The sequence below is a fragment of the Corallococcus sp. AS-1-12 genome, assembly GCF_020036995.1.
Lineage (GTDB): Bacteria > Myxococcota > Myxococcia > Myxococcales > Myxococcaceae > Corallococcus.
Genome location: NZ_JAIQDD010000023.1, coordinates 92,266 through 111,571, shown reverse-complemented (window position 1 = coordinate 111,571; position 19,306 = coordinate 92,266). Strand labels below are relative to the sequence as shown.

Annotated in this window: 19 protein-coding genes; 15 read left to right on the top strand and 4 right to left on the bottom strand. The window is 71.5% G+C overall.

Going from position 1 to position 19,306, the window contains the following annotated elements:
- Window positions 1-13: 13 nt before the first annotated feature.
- The 15 genes from K8556_RS28725 to K8556_RS28655 all read left to right on the top strand — a co-directional run bounded on the left by K8556_RS28725 (window position 14) and on the right by K8556_RS28655 (window position 16,031).
- Window positions 14-625 (top strand): DUF2378 family protein, encoded by a 612-nt coding sequence (locus K8556_RS28725; protein WP_223743307.1) that lies wholly within the window; start codon window positions 14-16, stop codon window positions 623-625.
- A gap of 123 nt (window positions 626-748) precedes the next feature.
- Window positions 749-1,747, top strand: coding sequence for an SDR family NAD(P)-dependent oxidoreductase (locus K8556_RS28720; RefSeq protein WP_223743306.1), 999 nt, complete (start codon window positions 749-751; stop codon window positions 1,745-1,747).
- Between the two features lie 199 nt (window positions 1,748-1,946).
- Window positions 1,947-2,546, top strand: coding sequence for a hypothetical protein (locus K8556_RS28715; RefSeq protein ID WP_223743305.1), 600 nt, complete (start codon window positions 1,947-1,949; stop codon window positions 2,544-2,546).
- Window positions 2,547-2,664: 118 nt separating this feature from the next.
- The gene (locus tag K8556_RS28710) at window positions 2,665-3,612 is read left to right on the top strand and encodes a protein kinase (RefSeq protein ID WP_223743304.1); all 948 of its coding nucleotides are present in this window, start codon (window positions 2,665-2,667) and stop codon (window positions 3,610-3,612) included.
- A 207-nt stretch (window positions 3,613-3,819) separates the two neighbouring features.
- A complete protein-coding gene (locus K8556_RS28705; protein WP_223743303.1) occupies window positions 3,820-4,470 on the top strand; it encodes a cytochrome c3 family protein in 651 nt (216 codons plus the stop codon).
- Window positions 4,458-7,673 (top strand): TAT-variant-translocated molybdopterin oxidoreductase, encoded by a 3,216-nt coding sequence (locus K8556_RS28700; protein WP_223743302.1) that lies wholly within the window; start codon window positions 4,458-4,460, stop codon window positions 7,671-7,673. The genes K8556_RS28705 and K8556_RS28700 overlap by 13 nt, the downstream gene beginning before the upstream one ends.
- On the top strand, window positions 7,670-9,094 hold the full coding sequence (nrfD, locus tag K8556_RS28695; protein ID WP_223743301.1) for an NrfD/PsrC family molybdoenzyme membrane anchor subunit: 1,425 nt from the start codon (window positions 7,670-7,672) through the stop codon (window positions 9,092-9,094). The genes K8556_RS28700 and nrfD overlap by 4 nt, the downstream gene beginning before the upstream one ends.
- Window positions 9,091-9,621: a DUF3341 domain-containing protein gene (locus K8556_RS28690; protein WP_223743300.1), complete on the top strand. Its 531-nt coding sequence runs from the start codon at window positions 9,091-9,093 to the stop codon at window positions 9,619-9,621. Before nrfD ends, K8556_RS28690 begins: the two co-directional genes overlap by 4 nt.
- On the top strand, window positions 9,618-10,547 hold the full coding sequence (locus K8556_RS28685; protein ID WP_223743299.1) for a c-type cytochrome: 930 nt from the start codon (window positions 9,618-9,620) through the stop codon (window positions 10,545-10,547). The genes K8556_RS28690 and K8556_RS28685 overlap by 4 nt, the downstream gene beginning before the upstream one ends.
- Before the next feature lie 286 nt (window positions 10,548-10,833).
- Window positions 10,834-12,024 (top strand): hypothetical protein, encoded by a 1,191-nt coding sequence (locus K8556_RS28680; protein ID WP_223743298.1) that lies wholly within the window; start codon window positions 10,834-10,836, stop codon window positions 12,022-12,024.
- Entirely contained in the window at window positions 12,021-12,380 is a 360-nt protein-coding gene (locus K8556_RS28675; protein WP_223743297.1) for a hypothetical protein, read from the top strand. Before K8556_RS28680 ends, K8556_RS28675 begins: the two co-directional genes overlap by 4 nt.
- Complete coding sequence (coxB, locus tag K8556_RS28670; protein ID WP_223743296.1) at window positions 12,377-13,408, top strand: cytochrome c oxidase subunit II; 1,032 nt, start codon at window positions 12,377-12,379, stop codon at window positions 13,406-13,408. The genes K8556_RS28675 and coxB overlap by 4 nt, the downstream gene beginning before the upstream one ends.
- Entirely contained in the window at window positions 13,389-14,996 is a 1,608-nt protein-coding gene (locus tag K8556_RS28665; RefSeq protein WP_223743295.1) for a cbb3-type cytochrome c oxidase subunit I, read from the top strand. The genes coxB and K8556_RS28665 overlap by 20 nt, the downstream gene beginning before the upstream one ends.
- On the top strand, window positions 14,986-15,615 hold the full coding sequence (locus K8556_RS28660) for a cytochrome c oxidase subunit 3 (RefSeq protein ID WP_223743294.1): 630 nt from the start codon (window positions 14,986-14,988) through the stop codon (window positions 15,613-15,615). The genes K8556_RS28665 and K8556_RS28660 overlap by 11 nt, the downstream gene beginning before the upstream one ends.
- Before the next feature lie 11 nt (window positions 15,616-15,626).
- On the top strand, window positions 15,627-16,031 hold the full coding sequence (locus tag K8556_RS28655; RefSeq protein ID WP_223743293.1) for a cytochrome C oxidase subunit IV family protein: 405 nt from the start codon (window positions 15,627-15,629) through the stop codon (window positions 16,029-16,031).
- Window positions 16,032-16,034: 3 nt separating this feature from the next.
- Here the strand turns inward: K8556_RS28655 and K8556_RS28650 are convergent, their stop codons facing one another.
- The 4 genes from K8556_RS28650 to K8556_RS28635 all read right to left on the bottom strand — a co-directional run bounded on the left by K8556_RS28650 (window position 16,035) and on the right by K8556_RS28635 (window position 19,150).
- Window positions 16,035-17,366 carry a DUF2254 domain-containing protein gene (locus K8556_RS28650; RefSeq protein ID WP_223743292.1) on the bottom strand — a complete coding sequence of 444 codons (1,332 nt, stop codon included), beginning with the start codon at window positions 17,364-17,366 and terminating at the stop codon, window positions 16,035-16,037.
- A 76-nt stretch (window positions 17,367-17,442) separates the two neighbouring features.
- Window positions 17,443-17,907, bottom strand: coding sequence for an SMI1/KNR4 family protein (locus K8556_RS28645; RefSeq protein WP_370639982.1), 465 nt, complete (start codon window positions 17,905-17,907; stop codon window positions 17,443-17,445).
- Window positions 17,908-17,920: 13 nt separating this feature from the next.
- Window positions 17,921-18,340, bottom strand: a complete 420-nt coding sequence (locus K8556_RS28640; protein ID WP_223743290.1) for a hypothetical protein — start codon at window positions 18,338-18,340, stop codon at window positions 17,921-17,923.
- A gap of 264 nt (window positions 18,341-18,604) precedes the next feature.
- Complete coding sequence (locus K8556_RS28635; protein ID WP_223743289.1) at window positions 18,605-19,150, bottom strand: hypothetical protein; 546 nt, start codon at window positions 19,148-19,150, stop codon at window positions 18,605-18,607.
- Window positions 19,151-19,306: the final 156 nt, after the last annotated feature.

The window sequence follows — 19,306 nt, the reverse complement described above, 5'->3', positions numbered from 1 at the left end:
AAGGACGACGCAGATGCCGGCTGGCACGCTGAATCTACCCGAGGACGTCGCCCGCGACCTGGAAGCGCGTCTGGCCGCGACGGCGCCGGAGGAGACGAGCCGGGGCCTGTTCTTCCTGGGCGTGCTGGACGCGGTCCGCTTCCTGGGCGGGCCGGACGCGGTGAAGCGCTGTCTGGAGCTGGTGGAGGAGACGGCGGACTTCATCCCCATGCAGACCTATCCGTTCCCGCGCTTCCTGCGGCTGTCCTACGTGGCGGCGGAGCAGTTGTCGCCGCTCGTCGGCGGCCATGATGCGGCGCAGCGGCAGATTGGCACGCAGGCGATGCTGGACTTCCTCAACTCCATGTTCGCGCGCGACTTCGTGCAGCAGGCGGGCGGTGACCCGAAGCGGCTGCTGGAGCTGATGCACTCCGGCTACCGCACGGCGCTGAACTTCGGCGAGCGCTCCGTGGAGTGGACGGGCCCCACGTCGGGCCGGGTCATCATGAAGCGCTCGCTGATGCCGGTGCCCTACAACGAGGGCATCCTCCAGTCCGCGCTGGAGGTGACGGGCGTGCACGACGTGCAGGTGCGCGGGTACGCCCAGTCCCTGGTGGACGCCTACTACGACGTCTCCTGGTCGTAGGCGGCGGCCCCCCGGCCGGAGGACGGCCGTGCGAGCGGGCGGGGACGCGGAGGATTCCGCGGGCTTGCCTCGTGCGAAGCCAGGGCGGAAGGCCCACCTCTGGCCGAGGAGGGGCGAAAGCGCATGGCGCGTCACGAGGACTTGAGGGGACAGGTGGCCATCGTCACGGGCGCGTCGAGCGGCGTGGGGTGGCAGTCCGCGCTGCGGCTGGCGGAGGCCGGGGTGCGGCTGTGCGTGACCGCCCGGCGCCAGTCGGCCCTGGAGCGGCTGCGCGTGGAGGTGCTCCAGCGCGGCGGTGAGTGCCTGGTGAGCGACGGCGACGTGACGGTGGCCGAGGACGTGGAGCGCGTCGTGCGCGAGTGCGTGGCGCACTACGGCCGCGTGGACCTGCTGGTGAACGCGGCGGCGGTGCAGTCCTACGGCTACTTCGACCAGTTGCCCTGGGAGCACATCACGCGCGTGTTCGACGTGTCGTGCTTCGGCTACTTCCGCTTCGCGCGCGCGGTGCTGCCGCACTTCCGGAAGCAGGGCCACGGCCACGTGCTCAACGTGCAGTCCATGCTGGCGGCGGGGGCCGCGCCGCTGCTGTCCGCGTATGCGTCCGCGAAGCACGCGACGCTGGGGTGGGCGCAGGCGCTGGAGATGGAGCTGGCCGGCACGGGCATCCACGTCTCCAACGTGATGGTGCCGTCCGTGTCCACGCCCATGTTCGACCACGCGCCCACGATGCTGGGGAAGAAGCCCGTGCCGGTGCCCCCCACGTACGACGTGGACCTGGTGGCCCGCGCGGTGGTGCGCCTGGCGAAGCGGCCCGGCCGCACGTCCGTGCCGGCGTTCCTCCAGGGGCGGCTGATGCTGTGGCTCAACGGCGTGGCGCCCTCCGTGGGCAAGGCGGTGCTGTCCCGCTTCGGCGCGCGGATGCAGACGACGGACACCCCGCTGGACCGGCCCGAGGGCAACCTCTTCACCCCCGTGACCGCGGGCGTGGGGCCCCGGGGCAGCGTGCCGCCGACGCCCGCGTGGAAGCGCTTCACCGCGACGCTGGGACTGGCCGCGCTCACGGGCGGGGTGGTGGGCGGCGCGGTGCTGGGCACGCGCGGCCTGATGCGCGCGGTCCGCTGAGACAGGCCGCGATCAGACGTCACCGGCGCCGGAGGGGCCGCGAACAGGATTTTTCCGTTCGCGGCGCTGATGGTGGCGTGTCAACGAAGTGTTGGGTGGGTCGGAAAACATCCTCGCGTTGCGGCGGGCTTTGGCTAGAAGAGGCCCCGCATGCGCTCCGGGAAGGGTCGGCCGGGCGCGAACGAGGGGAGCAACATCGATGCGTGGAAACAGCAAGTGGACGGGTCTTGCGGTCGCGGCGGGTCTCGCGGTGTCGGTGCCGGCGATGGCGGCCGAGGAGCCGAACCTGAACGCGAACCCGGGCCGGTCGTCGTCGTTCGGCCAGGCGGGCCAGATGGTCATCAGCCAGGACCTCAACGGCTTCCTGGGCTACAACACCGCCTCCGAGGTGTTCCTGATCCGCCTGGAGCCCTCCGCGGACTACTTCCTCCAGCAGAACCTGTCGGTGGGCGCGTCCGCGCTGGTGGCCTTCGGCTTCGGTGACAGCACCGTCGTGGGCCTGGGCGTGCTGGGCCGCGTGGGCTACCACCTGCCGCTCGGCGAGCGCGTGTCGCTCTGGCCCAAGGCGGGCTTCGGCGTGCAGTTCGCCCACGTGCCGGGCGCCAGCGACGTGAACTTCGTCCTGGACTTCAACGCCCCCGTCCTCTTCCACCTCACGCCGAACTTCTTCATCGGCGCGGGTCCGCAGGTGCGCGCCATCATCAGCCAGGACGTGGGCAGCCTGGGCTCGGAGCAGGGCTACTTCGCGGGCAACGACGTGACGCTGGGCATCACCACCACGGTCGGCGGCTACTTCTAGTCTCGGGCCTTCCCCGGCACCCCGGGCCGTGTGCCCGGGTGTCGGGGAATGCAGGACCCGTGACGTAGGGCGCCATGCGTTGACGTCACGGGTTGGATGTGTTGGGTTGGAGGTTGCCATGTCCGTGCTTCCGTTCGCCACCCGGCTGCCCGCGTTCGCCCCCCTGCATCCGCTGGGGAGGGGTCCGCTGGGCGAGTGGGTGTCCCTGGTGTGGCCGCTGGAGCCGGACGCTTCGGACGCGCGCCCGCTGGTGGTGAAGACGTTCCTGCTGGCGTCGGGTCTGGCGCCGGAGACGCGGCGTCCGCTGGAGGAGGCGCTGGCGCGCGCGCTGCCGCTGCGGCACCCGGGCATCGCGAGGCTCCATGGCTTCCAGGTGGACGTGCGCGACACGCTGACGGTGGTGTCGGACTACGTCCCGGGCTGTTCGCTGGCCACGGCGCGCCGGCGGGTGCTGGGGCGGGGCGGGCGGCCGTCGGAGGCGTTCGTGTGTCACGTGGGCGCGGAGGTGGCGGGAGCGCTGCAGGCCGCGCATGGCGCGCGCGTGGTGCACGGGGACGTGCATGCGCACCGCGTCCGCGTGGGGCCGCGCGGTGAGGTGACGCTGACGGACTTCGGGCTCGGGCGCGCGCGTCCGCTGCTGCGCCGCTTCATGTCGCCGACGCGGCAGGAGGCGGTGGAGCCGCCGGTGCGCGAGGGCGCGGTGGGCTCGCCGGGAGAGGACCTGCGCGCGCTGGGGCGGGTGTTGGTGGAGCTGGTCTGCGGGAACACGGTGGTCCCCGAGGACGCGGCGGGCGTGGACGCGGCGCTGGGTGGGGTGTCGCCCGCGCTGCGGGACGTGCTGCGCGGGGTGCTGGAGGCGCGCGGGGCGGACTCCGCCGTGGGGCTCCAGGGGGCGCTGCGCGACTGCCTGGGGCACGGCGTGGAGTGCCACGGGCGGGACTCGGTGGTGCGCGAGCTGGCGGCGCTGCCGGGCTCCGGGCCGCTGTCTCCGGTGGACGTGTACGTGGGCGCGGCGTCGGTGATGACGGCCTCTGCGTCCGTGCGCGGGCGCACGCTGCCGTCCTGAGGCGCGGGGCCGCTCAGCGCGCGGGGCTCGCGCGCTGTACGGGGGGACAGCCCTGCCGTGGGCTGGAGAACGCCGCGCGCCCTGGCCGTGTGAAACGCGACGGGACGCGAACGGGAGGCTGGTGGCCGCCATGCGGCCGCGCCCACTGTCGCGCGCGCCTCCGGCCCGTGCATCCGCGGAGGCTCCACGCTGCATGGGGGGAGGGGCATGGCTCCGCTGTTTCGCCCGGGGACTGACTCGGTGCTGCGGGCGTTCATCGCCCTGGCCCTGGGTGTGCCCGCGGCGTCGCTGGCGGGGCTGTTGCTGCTCGCGCGCAACCCGCTGGGGCGCGGCTCGTTCACGCCTCACGAGCAGCCGCTCCCGTTCGACCACCGGCACCACGTGGGGGACGAGGGCATCCCGTGCGGCTACTGCCATGAGGGTGCGTGGCGCTCGCCGGTGGCGGGAGTGCCGCCCACGCAGCGCTGCCTGGGGTGCCATGCGCAGGTGTGGAACGAGAGCGAGCGGCTGGAGCCGGTGCGCGCCAGCGGCTTCGACGGGACGGCGCTGCCGTGGAACCGGGTGCACGCGCTGCCGGACTACGTCTGGTTCAGCCATCAGATCCACGTGAACAAGGGCGTGGGCTGCGTGACCTGCCACGGCCGCGTGGACACGATGCCGGCGGTGCAGCAGGTGGCGCCGCTCACCATGGGCTGGTGCCTGGACTGCCACCGCGACCCGGCGCCGTGGCTGCGCCCCGTGTCCGAGGTCGCGAACCTCACGTGGCGTCCCCCCGGAGACCCGAGGGAGACGGGCCGCGCGGTGCAGGCCGCGCTCGACGTGAACCCGAGGACGGATTGCAACACATGCCACTTCTGACCGACCCCGCACGGACGGAGGCCCGCGAGACGCCCGGCGCTGACGGGACGGAGCCGGTGCGCGCGTGGAGGAGCCTGGAGGAGTGGCACGCGGGAGGGCCCGGACGCGAGGCCCTGTCGCGCGAGCATCCCCCCGGCGCGATGCTCCCGCCGGAGGGTGTGGCGCGGCGCACGTTCCTGCAGCTCGCGACGGCGTCACTGGCGGCGGCGGGCTTCAGCGGGTGCTTCCGTCAGCCGCCGGAGAAGATCCTCCCGTACTCGACGCCGCCGGAGGGGCTGACGCCGGGGGTGCCGCTGCACTTCGCCACGGGGCTGGAGTGGGGCGGCCGCACGGTGGGGCTGGTGGTGGAGAGCCACGAGGGGCGGCCCACGAAGGTGGAGGGCAACCCGCTGCACCCGGCGAGCCTGGGCGCGGCGGGGGTGTTCGAGCAGGCGGCGCTCTTGGGGCTCTATGACCCCGCGAGGGCGAAGACCGCGCGGTTGCAGGGCGTGGAGGCCGCGTGGAGCACCGTGAGGGATGCGCTGCGCAAGCAAGCCGAGCGCGACGACCAAGGCGCGGGGCTGCGCTTCCTGGTGGAGCCCACGAGCAGCCCGCTGGTGCAGGCGCTGTACGCGCGCATCCAGCAGCGCTTCCCGTCCGCGAGGATCGTCCCCTGTGGCGCGGCCCTGGCGGACGGGCGCCGCGAGGGCACCCGGTTGGCATACGGCAGGGTGCTGGACGTGGTGCACGACGTCGGGCGCGCGGTGGTGGTGGCGGTGGACGACGACTTCCTCGCGACGACGCAGCCCGGGAACCTGCGCGCGGCGCGCGACTTCGTGAACGCGCGCAAGCCGGAGGCGATGAACCGGCTGTGGGTCGCGGAGGGCACGCTGACCGTCACGGGCGGCTTCGCCGACGAACGGCTGCGGCTGCGTCCGTCGCAGGGCATCGCGCTGATGCTCGCGCTGGCGGCGGAGGTGGGCGCGGGGTTGAGCGGAGCTGCGCCAGCGGGGCAGGGCGCCGACATGCAAGCACCCTCAGCGCCCGCGCCTGAACCGCGTGCTCCAACAGCGCCCGCGCAAGGCTCCGCCGATGCAGGCAGCACGAACGCACGCCATGGGAACGCTGATGGAAGGGGCGCGAATGCACGCGCTCCATCAGCGCCCGCGCCCGGCCCCTCCGCGGAAGGCGGGCCGCGTCAGCGTGTCTCCCCCGCGTTGGCCTCGGGACTCGCGGGCCTGCGCGTTCCACCGACCGCGCTCACGGATGCCCAGCGCGCCTGGGTGCGCGGCGCGGCGAGCGACCTGCTCGCGCATCGGGGGCAGGGCCGGGTGACGGTGGGTCCGCGCCAGCCGCCGCTGGTGCATGCGCTGGCGTTCGCGCTGGACGAGGCGCTGGGCAACACGCCCCGGCTGCTCGAACCCGTGGCGCTCCCGGACGGAGACCCGGAGGCGCTGAATTCGCTCCTGGGCGAGCTGTCCGACGGGCGGGTGGACACGCTGATCATCACGGCGTGGAACCCGGCCTGGACGGCGGCGGTGGACTCGGACTTCACGCGCCGTCTGGAGCGTGTCCCCTTCCGCCTGTACCACGGCCTCCACGAGGACGAGACCGCGGCGCGCTGCCCCACCTTCGTCCCCGCGACGCATCCCTTCGAGTCCTGGCGCGACGGCCAGGCCCCCGACGGCACCGCGTCCGTGCTGCAACCGCTCATCGCGCCCCTGTTCCCTGGCGCGGTCTCCGAGGCGGAGCTCCTGTCCGTCTTCGCGGGCCTGGAGTCCCAAAGCCCGTACGACCTGCTCAAGTCGCTGTGGCGTGAACGTTCCAACTCACCGCCGGACTTCGAGGCGCGCTGGGAAGAGTGGCTCGCGGACGGCGTCATCCCCGGCACCCAGGCCCCGCCCGCGCGCGTCGCGCTGGATGAGGCCGCGGTGATGAAGGGCGCGCGGGAGCGCACGGGACCGGAAGCGCCCCAGGGACTGGAGCTGTCCCTGGTGCTGGACTCGCGGCTGTATGACGGCCGCTTCGCGGGAAACGCGTGGCTCCAGGAGCTGCCGGACCCGGTGACGAAGCTCACCTGGGACAACGCGGCGCTGCTCTCCCCGGCCACCGCGCGGGCCCTGTCGCTGGAGAAGGGCGACGTCGCGCGCATCGAGGTGCGCGGCCAGGGGGTGGACGTGTCCGTGCTGGTGCTGCCCGGCCAGCCGGACGACACGGTGACGCTGGCGCTGGGCCACGGCCGCGAGCGCGTGGGCCCGGTGGGCCAGGGCGTCGGCGTCAACGCGTACGCGCTGCGCTTCCAGGACCGCCCGTGGGCCGTCGGCACTCCGACCGTCACCCGCACGGGCCGGCACCACGCGCTGGCGCTCACGCAGGAGCACTGGAGCATGGAGGGCCGCCAACTGGCGCTCCAGCTCCCGCAGGCGTCCTTCCACGCGAAGCCCCAGGCGCTCCACGCACTCCAGGAGGACGGCGAGCGGCTCTATCCGCCAGGCGCGCTGCTGAAGAGCGACCGCCACCAGTGGGCCATGGCCATCGACCTGCACCGGTGCACGGGGTGCAGCGCGTGCATGGTGGCCTGCCAGTCGGAGAACAACGTACCGGTGGTGGGGCGCGACGGGGTGCTGCGCAGCCGGGAGATGCACTGGCTGCGAATCGACCGCTACTTCCTGGGCGACCCGGACGACCCGGGCTTCATCACCCAGCCCGTGGCGTGCGTGCACTGCGAGGCCGCGCCCTGCGAATACGTGTGCCCGGTGAACGCCACCGTCCACTCGGACGAGGGCCTCAACCAGATGGTCTACAACCGCTGCATCGGCACGCGGTACTGCTCCAACAACTGCCCCTACAAGGTCCGCCGCTTCAACTACCTGGAGTACCAGCGGCGAGAGCCCCTCGCGCGCCTGCGCCAGAACCCGGACGTGACGGTGCGCTCGCGCGGCGTGATGGAGAAGTGCACGTACTGCGTGCAGCGCATCGAACGGGCGCGCACCGTCGCGCGCTCGGAGCACCGGGACGTGCGTGAAGGCGAGGTCCACACCGCCTGCCAGCAGGCCTGCCCCACGGAGGCCATCACCTTCGGGGACCTGCGCGCGCCGGAGTCGCGCGTGCGCCGCGAGCACGAGGACCCGAGGCACTACAAGCTGCTCAACTCGCTGGGCACCCGGCCGCGCACGGTGCACCTGGTGCGCTTGAAGAACCCGGCGCCGAAGGGAGGCGCATGAGCACCGCCGACCCGCAGGTGCCCGCGCCCGGGGACCCGCTCACCGAGCACCCGCTGCTGGAGGGGCGCCACTCCGACCGCGCCTACAGCGAGTCGCTGCTGGCCTACGTGCACCGCCCCGCGGGCCGGACCTGGTGGACGCTGCTGGGGCTGGGGCTCGCGGGGACGGCGCTGCTGGCGGTGGCGGTGGGCGTCACGCTCTTCGTGGGCGTGGGGACGTGGGGCAACAACATCCCGGTGGCGTGGGCGTTCGGCATCACCAACTTCGTGTGGTGGATTGGAATTGGCCACGCGGGGACGCTCATCAGCGCCATCCTGCTGTTGTTCCAGGAGAAGTGGCGCGGGTCCATCAACCGCTTCGCGGAGGCGATGACGCTCTTCGCGGTGACGTGCGCGGGGCTCTTCCCGCTGCTGCACCTGGGGCGGCCGTGGAAGTTCTACTGGCTGGTGCCCTATCCCAGCAGCCTGCGGGCGTGGCCGCAGTTCCGCTCGCCGCTCACGTGGGACATCGCGGCGGTGGGGACGTACCTCACGGTGTCGCTGCTGTTCTGGTTCGTGGGGCTGATTCCGGACCTGGCCACGGCGCGCGACACGGCGAGGACGCCCCGGGCGCGCTTCTGGTACGGGCTGGCGAGCCTGGGGTGGCGGGGCTCCGCGAAGCACTGGCGGCAGTGGCGCACGGGCTACCTGCTGCTGGCGGGGCTGGCCACGCCGCTGGTGGTGAGCGTGCACACCATCGTGTCCTTCGACTTCGCGGTGGCGCAGTTGCCGGGCTGGCACACGACCCTCTTCCCGCCGTACTTCGTCGCGGGCGCGGTGTTCAGCGGCTTCGCGTTGGTGCTCACGCTGCTCATCCCCGCGCGCAAGGCGCTGGGCATCGAGCACGTGGTGACGCCGCTGCACCTGGACAACATGGCGAAGGTGCTGATGGCCACGGGGTGGATGGTGGCCTACGGCTACATCCAGGAGCACTTCTTCGCCTGGTTCAGCGGCAACCCCTTCGAGATGCACGCCACGCAGGCGGAGTTCTCCGGGCCCTACGCGCCGCTGTTCTGGATGCAGGTGTTCTGCAACGTGGGGGTGCCGCAGGTGTTCTGGTTCTCCCGGCTGCGCACGAACGTGGTGGTGCTGTGGGTGGCGGCGCTGCTCATCAACGTGGGGATGTGGACGGAGCGCTTCCTCATCGTGGTGGCGTCGTTGAGCATGGACTTCCTGCCGTCGTCCTGGGCGGCGTACCGGCCCACGTGGGTGGACTGGAGCCTGCTGGGCGGCACGGTGGCGTTCTTCGGCACGGCGTTCCTGCTGTTCCTGAAGTTCGTGCCGCCCGTGTCCGTGAGCGAGATGAAGGAGCTCCAGCGCGAGGTGGACGCGTCGCTCGAGTTCCGGCGCGAGCAGGGCACACCGCCAGGCGGTGCGCCATGAGCCGCCACTGGGTGTTGGGAGAGTTCGCGTCCAGCGACGCGCTGGTGGCCGCGCTGAAGGACCTGCGGGCGAGGGGCTTCGCGCAACTGGACGCGCACACGCCGTTCCCGGTGGAGGAGACGTTCGAGGCGCTGGGGCTGAAGCGCTCGTGGCTGCCGATGCTGACCCTGGGGGCGGGGCTGGGAGGGGCGGTGTTCGCGTACGTGACCCAGTGGTTCACGAACGCGGTGGACTATCCGTTGGACGTGGGAGGACGGCCGCTGCACAGCGTGCCCACGAACCTGCCCATCACGTTCGAGCTGGGCGTGCTGAGCGCGGCGCTGACCATCTTCGGCGCGCTGATGGTGCTCTTCGGCTTCCCGCACGTGACGCACCCGGTGTTCGACGTGGAGTCCTTCCGCAGCGCCTCCGTGGACGGCTTCTGGGCGAGCGTGGCGGTGGACGGCGAGGACGCGCCGAAGGTGGAGGCGGCGCTGCGCGAGCTGGGAGCGCGGCAGGTGTCGGTGGTGGAGGAGGGCGCGCGATGAAGCGCTGGGCGCTCATGGTGCTGCTGGGCGGAGTGGCCGCGTGCGACGACACGGACCCCATGGCGTCGCAGCCGCGAGCGCAGGCGTTCAAGGCGAGCACGTTCTTCGACGACGGCCGGGCCATGCGGCCCCTGGTCCCGGGGACGGTGGCCCGGGAGTGGCGCGCGCGTGGGGACACGCGGGAGCTCACGGCGGACGGGCGATGGCTCCAGGCCGTGCCGGTGCCGTTGACCCGGCGGCTGCTGGAGGAGGGGCGCACGGCCTATGAGACCTGGTGCGCGGTGTGCCACGGGCTGACGGGAGACGGGGACGCCATCGTGGCCAGGAAGATGCCGCAGCGCCGGCCGCCCGGGCTGTTCGTGCCGCACGACCACGCGAGCCAGGTGGTCTACGGGGTCGTGGAGGGCGAAGCCCCATACACGGGGACGCAGGCCGTGACCGCGAGGGTGGGCCCGGAGGCCTTCCCGCTGCCCCAAAGGGTGGACGGGTGGGGCGCCGTGAGGGACACGGCCGATGCAGGGCGGCCCGGAGCCGCGGTCGCGTGGACGAGCGATGCAGGCTGGCCCCGAGCGTGGGCGACGTCCGGTGTGGCTCCGGAGTCCGGGAGCGAGCAGGTGCCGGTGAGTGACGCAGGCACGGCGAGAGCCCGGCAGGCGGCGCTAGTGGGGCCAAGGGGCCTCGCGATGGAGGGACGCCTCAACGAGCCCTCCACGACGGGAGAGCTGCCGCACCCGCCGGGCTTCTACTTCGCGGTCATCTCCCACGGCTTCGGCGTGATGCCCGCATACGGCCCGCAGCTCACGCCGCATGAACGCTGGGCCGTGGTCGCGTACCTGCGAGCCCTGGGCCGCAGCCAGCGCGCACCGCTCACTGCCGCGCCGCCCGAGGTGCAGGCACGGCTGCGCCAGGAGGTCGGAGCAAGATGACGACCCCCATTTCGTACACCCCCGGTCCGACACGGCGGCCCAAACCTGTCGGACAGTCGGACAGGCTCTCAAGGCGTAGGTGGAGCAGCCGCCCCCGCGACCGAAGCGGTCCAAACCTGTCCGACAGTCGGACAGGTTTCAGGGCCGCGCCGCCGGAGGGGGGCCCTGGCGGGACTCTCAGCTTCTCACTCATGAAGACTGTTTTCAGGTCGGAAGGCCTGGGGGCCTCGACCTCTGCGCGCGCCACCCTCCGTGTGCGGTTCGGCCATGAGGAGGTTCGCGCGCGATGACTCCTCCCGTGCTTCCACGCTTCGAAGGCGGACGGCGTGCGCTGCTCATCAGCGCGGCGCTGGGTGTCGTGGGGCTCGCCGCCACCGCCGTCGGTGCTGTCCTCGACCTGCGCCAAGCGTTGGCGGGCTACCTCTTCGGGTTCACCTACTGGCTGGGCCTGTGCCTGGGCGCGCTGCTGCTGCTCGCCTCCTTCCACGCGTCGAAGGCGCGATGGCCCGTGGTGCTGCGCCGCGCGCTGGAGGTCTGCTCCGCCACCGCGCCGCTGTTCCTTGTGCTGTTCGTGCCGCTCGCGCTGGGGATGCGCCACCTGTATCCGTGGGTCGCTCCGTCCGCGGACCTGGGCGAACACACGCTGCATGTGCTCGAACACCGGCGGCTCTACAACAACGTGCCCTTCTTCCTGGTGCGCGCGGCGCTGTACTTCCTCGTCTGGGGATGCGTGGGCCACCTGCTGCACCGCTGGTCCGTGAGCCAGGACGCGACGGGCGACCTGCGCTGGACGGTGTGGCAGCGGCGGCTGGGCGGCGGCTCGCTGCCCGCGCTGGGCCTCACGTTCTCCTTCATGACGCTGGACTGGATGATGTCGCTGGAGGCGACGTGGCAGTCCACCGTCTACGCCGTCCACGTCTTCTCTGGCGCGTTCGTGGGCGCGCTGGCCTTGATGATCATCGCGGGCGCGGCCACGCGCGACACCCAGCACTTCGGCAGCCTGCTGTCCCCCGGCCACTACCACCGGCTGGGCACGCTGCTGTTCGCCTTCGTCTGCTTCTGGGCCTACATCGCCTATTCGCAGCTCATGCTCATGTGGATCGCCGGCCTGCCCGAGGAGGTGAGCTGGTACCGCGTCCGCCTGGAGGACGGCTGGGGCGTGCTGTCGCTCGTGCTGCTGCTGGGCCACTTCATCCTCCCCTTCGCGCTCCTCCTGTCGCGCGAACTCAAGGCGCGCCCCCGGGTGCTGGGGGCCGTGTCGCTGTGGATGCTCGCGATGCACGCCGTGGACGTGGCGTGGCTGCTGTTCCCCTCGCTCTTCCCGGAGGCCGTCGTCATCCCGTGGACGGCGCTCACCGCGTGGGTGGGCGTGGGCGGGCTGTCCGTCGCGGCGGCCCTCTGGCTCGCGCGTGGCACCTACCCCGTGCCCGTGTCGGATCCGTATCTCGTCCACTCGCTCCAGGTGCGCCCGCCATGAGCGAACCCCGTCCACCGCCTCCGGAGCTGGAGCGGCTGCCCACCGCGTGGCTGCTGCGCGTCGGCGCCGTGGCGCTGGCGCTGCTCGCGGCGGCCAGCGTCGCGGCGTGGGCGCTGTGGGTCCTCTGGCGTCCCGGCACCGAGCGCCCCCTCCCGGTGCCCGCGAGCACCCAGCAGATCGGCATGATTGATCAGCCCCCCTTCTCTCTGGACCGGAGAGCGGACGCGCTGAAGGCCCGGCAGCGCGAGCAACTGGAGGGCTACGGCTGGGTGGACGTGGACGCGGGCGTCATCCACCAGCCCATCGACGCGGCCATGCGGCAGGTGCTCTCCGAGGGTGAAGGGGGCGCGCGATGAACGAGCTGCTGCGACGCCTGTTCTTCCTCCCGGAGCAGGGCTCCACCTTCGCCGTGAAGGTGGACCACCTGCACTACGTCCTGCTGCTCACCACGTTCGCGGTGGCGGTGGGCATTGGCGCCGTCGGCATCTTCTTCCTCGTGCGCTACCACCGGCGCACGGCGTCGGACCCCACGCCGCGCGTGGTGGCCGCACCGTGGATGGAGGCGCTGTTCATCGGCGTGCCGCTGTCGCTGTTCCTCCTCTGGTTCGTCCTGGGCTTCAAGCAGTTCGTCTGGGTGATGAGCCCGCCCCAGGACTCGCTGGACGTGTACGTCACCGGCAAGCAGTGGATGTGGAAGTTCACCTATCCCGGAGGCCCCAGCGCCATCGACAGGCTGGTGGTGCCCGCGGGCCGGCCCGTGCGGCTGCTGCTCACCTCGCGGGACGTCATCCACTCGTTCTACGTGCCGGACTTCCGCATGAAGCGGGACGCGATCCCCGGCCGCTACACCGACCTCTGGTTCGAGGCTCCGAAGCCCGGCCGCCACCTGGTGCTGTGCGCCGAGTACTGCGGGCTGGACCACTCCCAGATGCGCGGCGAGGTGGTGGTGCTGCCGCCCGCGGACTTCGAGGCGTGGCAGGACGCGCAGCGCCGCAACCTCCCCGTGGCCGCGCTGCCGGGCGTCCGCACCCCGGAGTCCATGGCCGTGCGGGGAGAGCGCGTCGCCGCCGCGCAGGGCTGCCTGCAATGCCACACGGTGACGGGCGCGCCGCACATCGGTCCCACGTGGCTGGGGTTGTACGGCCGGAAGGAGCCGCTGGAGGGCGGCGGCGTGGTGCTCGCGGACGAGGCGTACCTCACCGAGTCCATGATGGACCCCCTGGCGAAGGTGGTGGCCGGCTACGCGCCCGTGATGCCGGGCTACCACGGCCGGCTGAGCGCGGAGGACTCCGGCGCGCTCGTGGAGTTCATCAAGTCCCTGCGTCCCCCACGCCCGGGTGTCACCGCGGCCGAGGAGCCCGTCTATGTCCCCACCGGCCGCTGAGTCCTACCTGTCGGACGGGCGCACCGTGTGGTCGTGGCTCACCACGCACGACCACAAGCGCATCGGGGTGATGTTCCTGGGGCTGACGCTCTTCTTCTTCCTCGTGGGAGGCCTGTTCGCGCTGGCGCTGCGCATCGAGCTGCTCACGCCCGGCCGGACCGTGATGGGGCACCTGGCGTACAACCGGATGTTCACGCTCCACGGCGTCACCATGGTGTGGCTGTTCATGATTCCGGCCATCCCGTCCGCCTTCGGCAACTTCCTGGTGCCGCTGATGATTGGCGCCCGGGACGTGGCCTTCCCCCGCCTCAACCTGGCGTCCGTGTACCTCTACGTGCTGGGGGCCAGCGTCGCGCTGTGGGGCATGTTCGAGGGCGGCGCGGACACGGGCTGGACGTTCTACACGCCCTACAGCACGACCACGGGCACGGCGGTGCTGCCGGTGCTGGTGGGCGTGTTCATCATCGGGTTCTCCACCATCCTCACCGGGCTCAACTTCATCGCCACGGTGCACACGCTGAGGGCGCCGGGCCTCACGTGGATGAAGGTGCCGCTGTTCGTCTGGGCCATCTACGGCACGTCCATCATCCAGGTGCTGGCCACGCCGGTGCTGGGCATGGTGCTGCTCCTGGTGGCGCTGGAGCGCGTGGTGGGCGCGGGCATCTTCGACCCCGCGCGCGGAGGCGACCCCATTCTCTTCCAGCACCTGTTCTGGTTCTACAGCCACCCGGCCGTCTACATCATGGTGCTGCCGTCCATGGGCGTCATCAGCGAGGCGGTGTCCGCCTTCAGCCGCAAGAACGCCTTCAGCTACCGGATGATTGTCTATTCCACGCTGGGCATCGCGTTCGTGGGGTTCTTCACCTGGGGCCACCACATGTTCGCGTCCGGCCAGTCCACCTTCGGCTCGGGCGCGTTCGGCGCCATGTCGATGCTGGTGGCCATCTTCACGGCCATCAAGATCTTCTCCTGGCTGGGCACGCTCTACCGGGGCTCCATCGCCATCGAGTCGCCGCTCATCTACACGCTGGGGTTCATGTTCTTCCTCTTCTTCGGGGGGATGATTGGCGTGGCGTACGCGACCACGTCGTTGAACCTGCACTGGCACGACACGTACTCGGTGGTGGCGCACTTCCACTTCATCATGGTGGGGGCGACGGTGATGGCGTTCCTGGCGGCGCTGCACTACTGGTTCCCGAAGATGTCCGGGCGGTGCTTCCCCAAGAAGCTGGCCAACGGCGCGGCGGTGCTGATCATCTTCGGCTTCATCGCCACGTTCGTGCCGCAGTTCCTGCTGGGGAACCTGGGGATGCCCCGGCGGTACGCGGACTATCCGCCGCACTTCCAGTCGCTGCACGTGGCGTCCACGGCGGGCGCGTCGCTGCTGGCGTTCGGGTTCCTGGTCATCGCGGGCTACCTGGCGTGGAGCCTGCGGTACGGCGCCGCCGCGGGGGACAACCCCTGGGGCAGCGAGGGCTTCGAGTGGCGGAGCGCGTCCCCGCCCCCCACGCACAACTTCACCACGCCGCCCGAGTACCCCACGGGGCCGCACGAGTACGCGCGGGAGGAGGTGCCGCATGCCGCCTGAGGCCGTGACCGAGCACTGGGGCTCCGAGGACGCGCGCAAGCAGGCGGCGTACCTGGGCATGTGGGTCTTCATCGCGACGGAGGTGTTGCTGTTCGCGGGGCTGTTCACGGCCTATGGCGTGTATCGCTCGGTGTACCCGGAGGCGTTCCGCGCCGCGCAGCTCACGATGGAGGTGGGGCTGGGCACGCTGAACACGTTCATCCTGGTGACGAGCAGCATCGTGGTGGCGCTCGCGGTGCACGCGGTGCGAGGCAACCGGCCGGGGCTGGGCGGGGCGTTGCTGCTGGTGGCGGCGCTGCTGGGCGTGGTGTTCCTGGTCGTGAAGGGCGTGGAGTACGCGCACCACGTGGAGGACGGGGGATTGCCGGGGGACGCGTACCGGTTCACGGAGGTGCCGCGCGTGGGCGCGAGCCTCTTCTTCACGCTGTACTACCTGCTGACGGGCTTCCACGCGCTGCACGTGACGGTGGGCGTGAGCGTGCTGACGGTGCTGGGCGTGCGGTCCGCGTCAGGGACGTTCGGCGCGGGGTACGCGACGCCGGTGGAGCTGGGCGGCATGTACTGGCACCTGGTGGATGTCATCTGGTTGTTCGTCTACCCCATCCTGTACCTGTCATGAGGAGCGGGCCCGTGACCGAGGACGCGGTGGAGAAGCCGGAGCGCCAGTTGGGCGTGGCCGGGGTGCTCATCGTGGGCGGGGTGCTGCTCGCGTTGACGGCGCTGACGTACGGGCTGCACAAGCTGCCGCACGGCGCGTGGTCGCTGCCGGTGGCGCTGCTCATCGCGGCGGCGAAGGGGCTGCTCATCGCCCTGTTCTACATGCACCTGCGCGAGCAGCGCGCGAGCAACGGGCTGGTGTTGATCACCTCGGTGGTGTTCCTGGCGGTGCTGCTGGCGGTGTGCGTGCTGGAGGTGCGCACGCGCTTCCGGCCCACGATTCCGCCGGGCCCGTTCCCGGTGGAGGCCCTGCCGGGCGCGATGAGCGACCCGAGGAGCGCGAGGCCGCCGGAGCCGGCGGGGCCGCTGAATCCGTAGGGCTCAGCGCGGGCCGTGGCCCTGGGCGCTGGGGCGGCGGGCCATGGCGGCGTCGCTTTCGTCCTGGAAGGACCGGTCGATGCTGGCGTCCAGCAGGCGCAGTTGCCGCTCCAGCTCCTCGCGCCGGAAGGCCGGGGCCACGCTCAGCAGGTCCGTCACCAGGAAGGTCAGCCGCCGGGACACCTGGAGGTCCCCCGCGCCGAAGAGGCGGATCTCATCCACGGTGAGCCGCACGTAGGTGTCCCAGTCCGGCCGGGGACACAGCAGCCGGAGCGCGCCGGTGTCGTCCTGGCGTGACGGGGACGGGAAGCGCCGGTGGACCATGCGGCGCAGCAGGTCGTGGAGCGGGTCGATGGCCTGCACCGCCGTGGTGGGGTCGTTGATGCCGGGAGACAGGGCCCGCTCCGCCACGTCCACGAGCTGGCGGAAGCCGAAGGCGGTGTCCTGCTGGAGCGTGCGCTCCCGCCCCGTGCCCACCGCGTCGGTCAGGGCCTTCACGTCGAGCTTCGCGCCGTCGCCCCAGACCTCGAAGAGGGGCGCGCCGTGCGGCACGAAGTCGCCCATCATCGGGACCAGCCCCACCAGCACGCCGGCCTTCTTCGCGCAGGCCAGCAGCCGCTCCTCGTCCACGGTGACGAGCACGCCGGAGGCGCCCCCGTGGGGCACCACCAGCGACGGCGGGGCCTGGGGCCGCTGGAGGGCCGGGTCGTGCGCGTCCTGTCCCACGCCCTCCGGGTACATCCGCTCCAGCGTGGCGCACGTCTCCTCGCGGATGCGATCCAGGATGACCACGGCGCGGATGGACTGGGCGACGTGGTGGATGAAGAAGATGAACGCGCCCACGCACGCGAGCACCAGCACCAGGGCCAGCCAGACGGACAACGACGGCACGTGGGCCTGGATGTGCAGCTCCTCGGAGGTGCCCCGCACGCTCCGCAGGGTCAGCAGGGCGTAGACGAAGGTGCCCACGAAGATGCCCAGGGTGAGCTGGCTCTGCCGGTCGCTCAGGAACGTGCGCAGGATGCGCGGCGAGTACTGGTTGCTGGCCTGCTGGAGCACGAGGATGGTGACGGAGAAGACTAGGCCGGAGAACGTCATCATCGAAGAGGCCACGGCGCTGAGCACCGAGCGCGCCCCCTCCGGTCCGCCGCGGAAGAGGTACCAGGCCGACTCCCGCTGCACCAGGTGTGCGTCGAGCGCCTCGGCGCCGGAGGACAGGGCGACGGCCGCCGCCACGCAGAAGGCGGGGATGAGCCAGTAGCTCGTGCCCAGCTTCTCCGCGAGGCGTGTGGTGCGCAGCCGGGTGAGGGCGCGCGGGACCGCTCCTTGGCTCATGAGAGGACGTTATGCACGCCGGGCGCCCGTCGCGCGCGGGGAGCGGCTGCCTGCCTGGTGGCTTGGGACGCGCGGCTCAGGTCTCTTCCCGAAGCCAGAACCAGCGTCGTTCGGAGTGGAGCGCGCCAGCGAGGAACTCCGAGAAGGAGTTGGCGATCCGCGTGCAGTAGTACGGGTCGGGGAACGCTTCCCGGTAGCCGTCGATGATGGGGTAACGCCCGCCGGACTGCTGGCCCACGTCCACGAGGATGTAGTTGCTGTCCTGGAGTGCGCACGCCACGTACCAGGACGCGGGACCGGCCTTGTCGCTGTCGTCCTGGAGCATGACCGTCCGTGCGCGGCGAATCATCGCCAGCGGGAGGAAGTGGAAGTCCGGGTCGATGCGGTCGAACAGCTTCGCGCCGTCGCAGTGCAGGTAGAACGCGCGCATGTCCGGATCCAGCCGCCATCCCATCCGGGCCTCGAACGCCTCGACCTGGGCAGGCGTCGCGGGTGGGTTGGGGAAGTGGTGCCGTGACACCGCTTCCAGCAGTTCGGTCATCGTCGGCATGTGGCTACTCTCCGTAGGGGTAGCTTCCCCCAGCGGTGGTCCATGGGGGCTGGCCCGCGTAGCACTGGTTGTAGAGCCCCAACAGCGTCTCGTGAATGTCCTTGGGGTAGGGGATGATGTTGTCCCAGTCGGTGGGGTTGCCTCCATGCTTGAGGTCGCGAACGTGGTGCGCCGGGTATGGCGATCCGTCCGCTTCGCGCGGCCACTCACCGAACTTTTCGGACCACCGCTCCCGGAAGCCATCGCGGATGGACTTCCACTTCGCCCGGGCCGAGTCGTTCTGGGCCTTGCTCAAGGTCGGATAGCTGCAGCAGCAGTTCGCCATGCCGAACCGGCTCCCGGCGCGCACGATATCGCCCACGAAGTCCATCTTCACGTCCGCGAGCCAGATGCAGCCTTGAAGCGCGTAGCCTCGCCTGAGCACTTGTCTCGGCAGTAGTTCATGAGGTTGGGGCTGCACTGCCAGGGGCCGTAGTAGATGACCGTGCGGAAGTTCCCACCGCCAGGGACCCGCACCTCCGGTCCCACCCACTTCCGGATGCCGCCGGTCGCGGTCATTACGCCTTCGGCGCATGCGGCGAGGAGAACCAACAGGAATGACAGAAGCAACCAGGCGCGCCTGGAGGCCTTGATGGGATGGGTTTGCATTCCGCCGCACGGTACCGGGCGGCACTGAATCCCTGTCCGTTCAGGCCGCTTGCTTCAAGCGCCGGAGTTGACGGCGCAGCCGGTCCATGCGGGTGAGGACGTCGCGTGCGGCGGGCACCGTGCCCAGCGCCGCGCCGAAGGCGAGGTGCAGCAGGAACAGCATCGAGGTCGGGGCCGCGCGCGAGAGCGGGGGAGATGAGAAGGGAATCATCAACCAGGTCATCACCGTCCACAGGCCCATGCCGTAGAGCACCCCCAGGCAGAGCGCCGCGACGGCGGTCCCCCGGCGTGGCAGCAGCAGCGCGAAGCCCGTGGCCAGTCCGCCCGCCACGGCGAAGTGGATGAGCAGGCCGAGCACCACGGCGAAGACCCCGTGGGCCGCGCCATCGCGGAAGAACAGCCCCGCCACGAGGAGCGCGGGCCTCCAGGGCTCGCCGTGCAGCACGCCCGAGAACGCGCAGGCGAGCACCGCCATCACGAACGCGCCCAACGTTCCCGCGACCGCACCCGGGAGCACGACATCGCGCACCGGGTTCCATGGCGCCACCGCGAGGTCCACCGCCCGAGTCCGCTGCTGCTTGCGCATGCCCAGCCTCCCGAGCGGCCCGGAGGGCCCTGGCCTTCCGCGCCCCGGATCCACTCTGGCCTCAACCTGGGGACGGAGGCCCGCGCGGGCACCCGCCCAGGGGACGCGCCTCACGGAGCGCCCGGCGCACGTCCCGGACAGCGTGCGTGCGAGAGG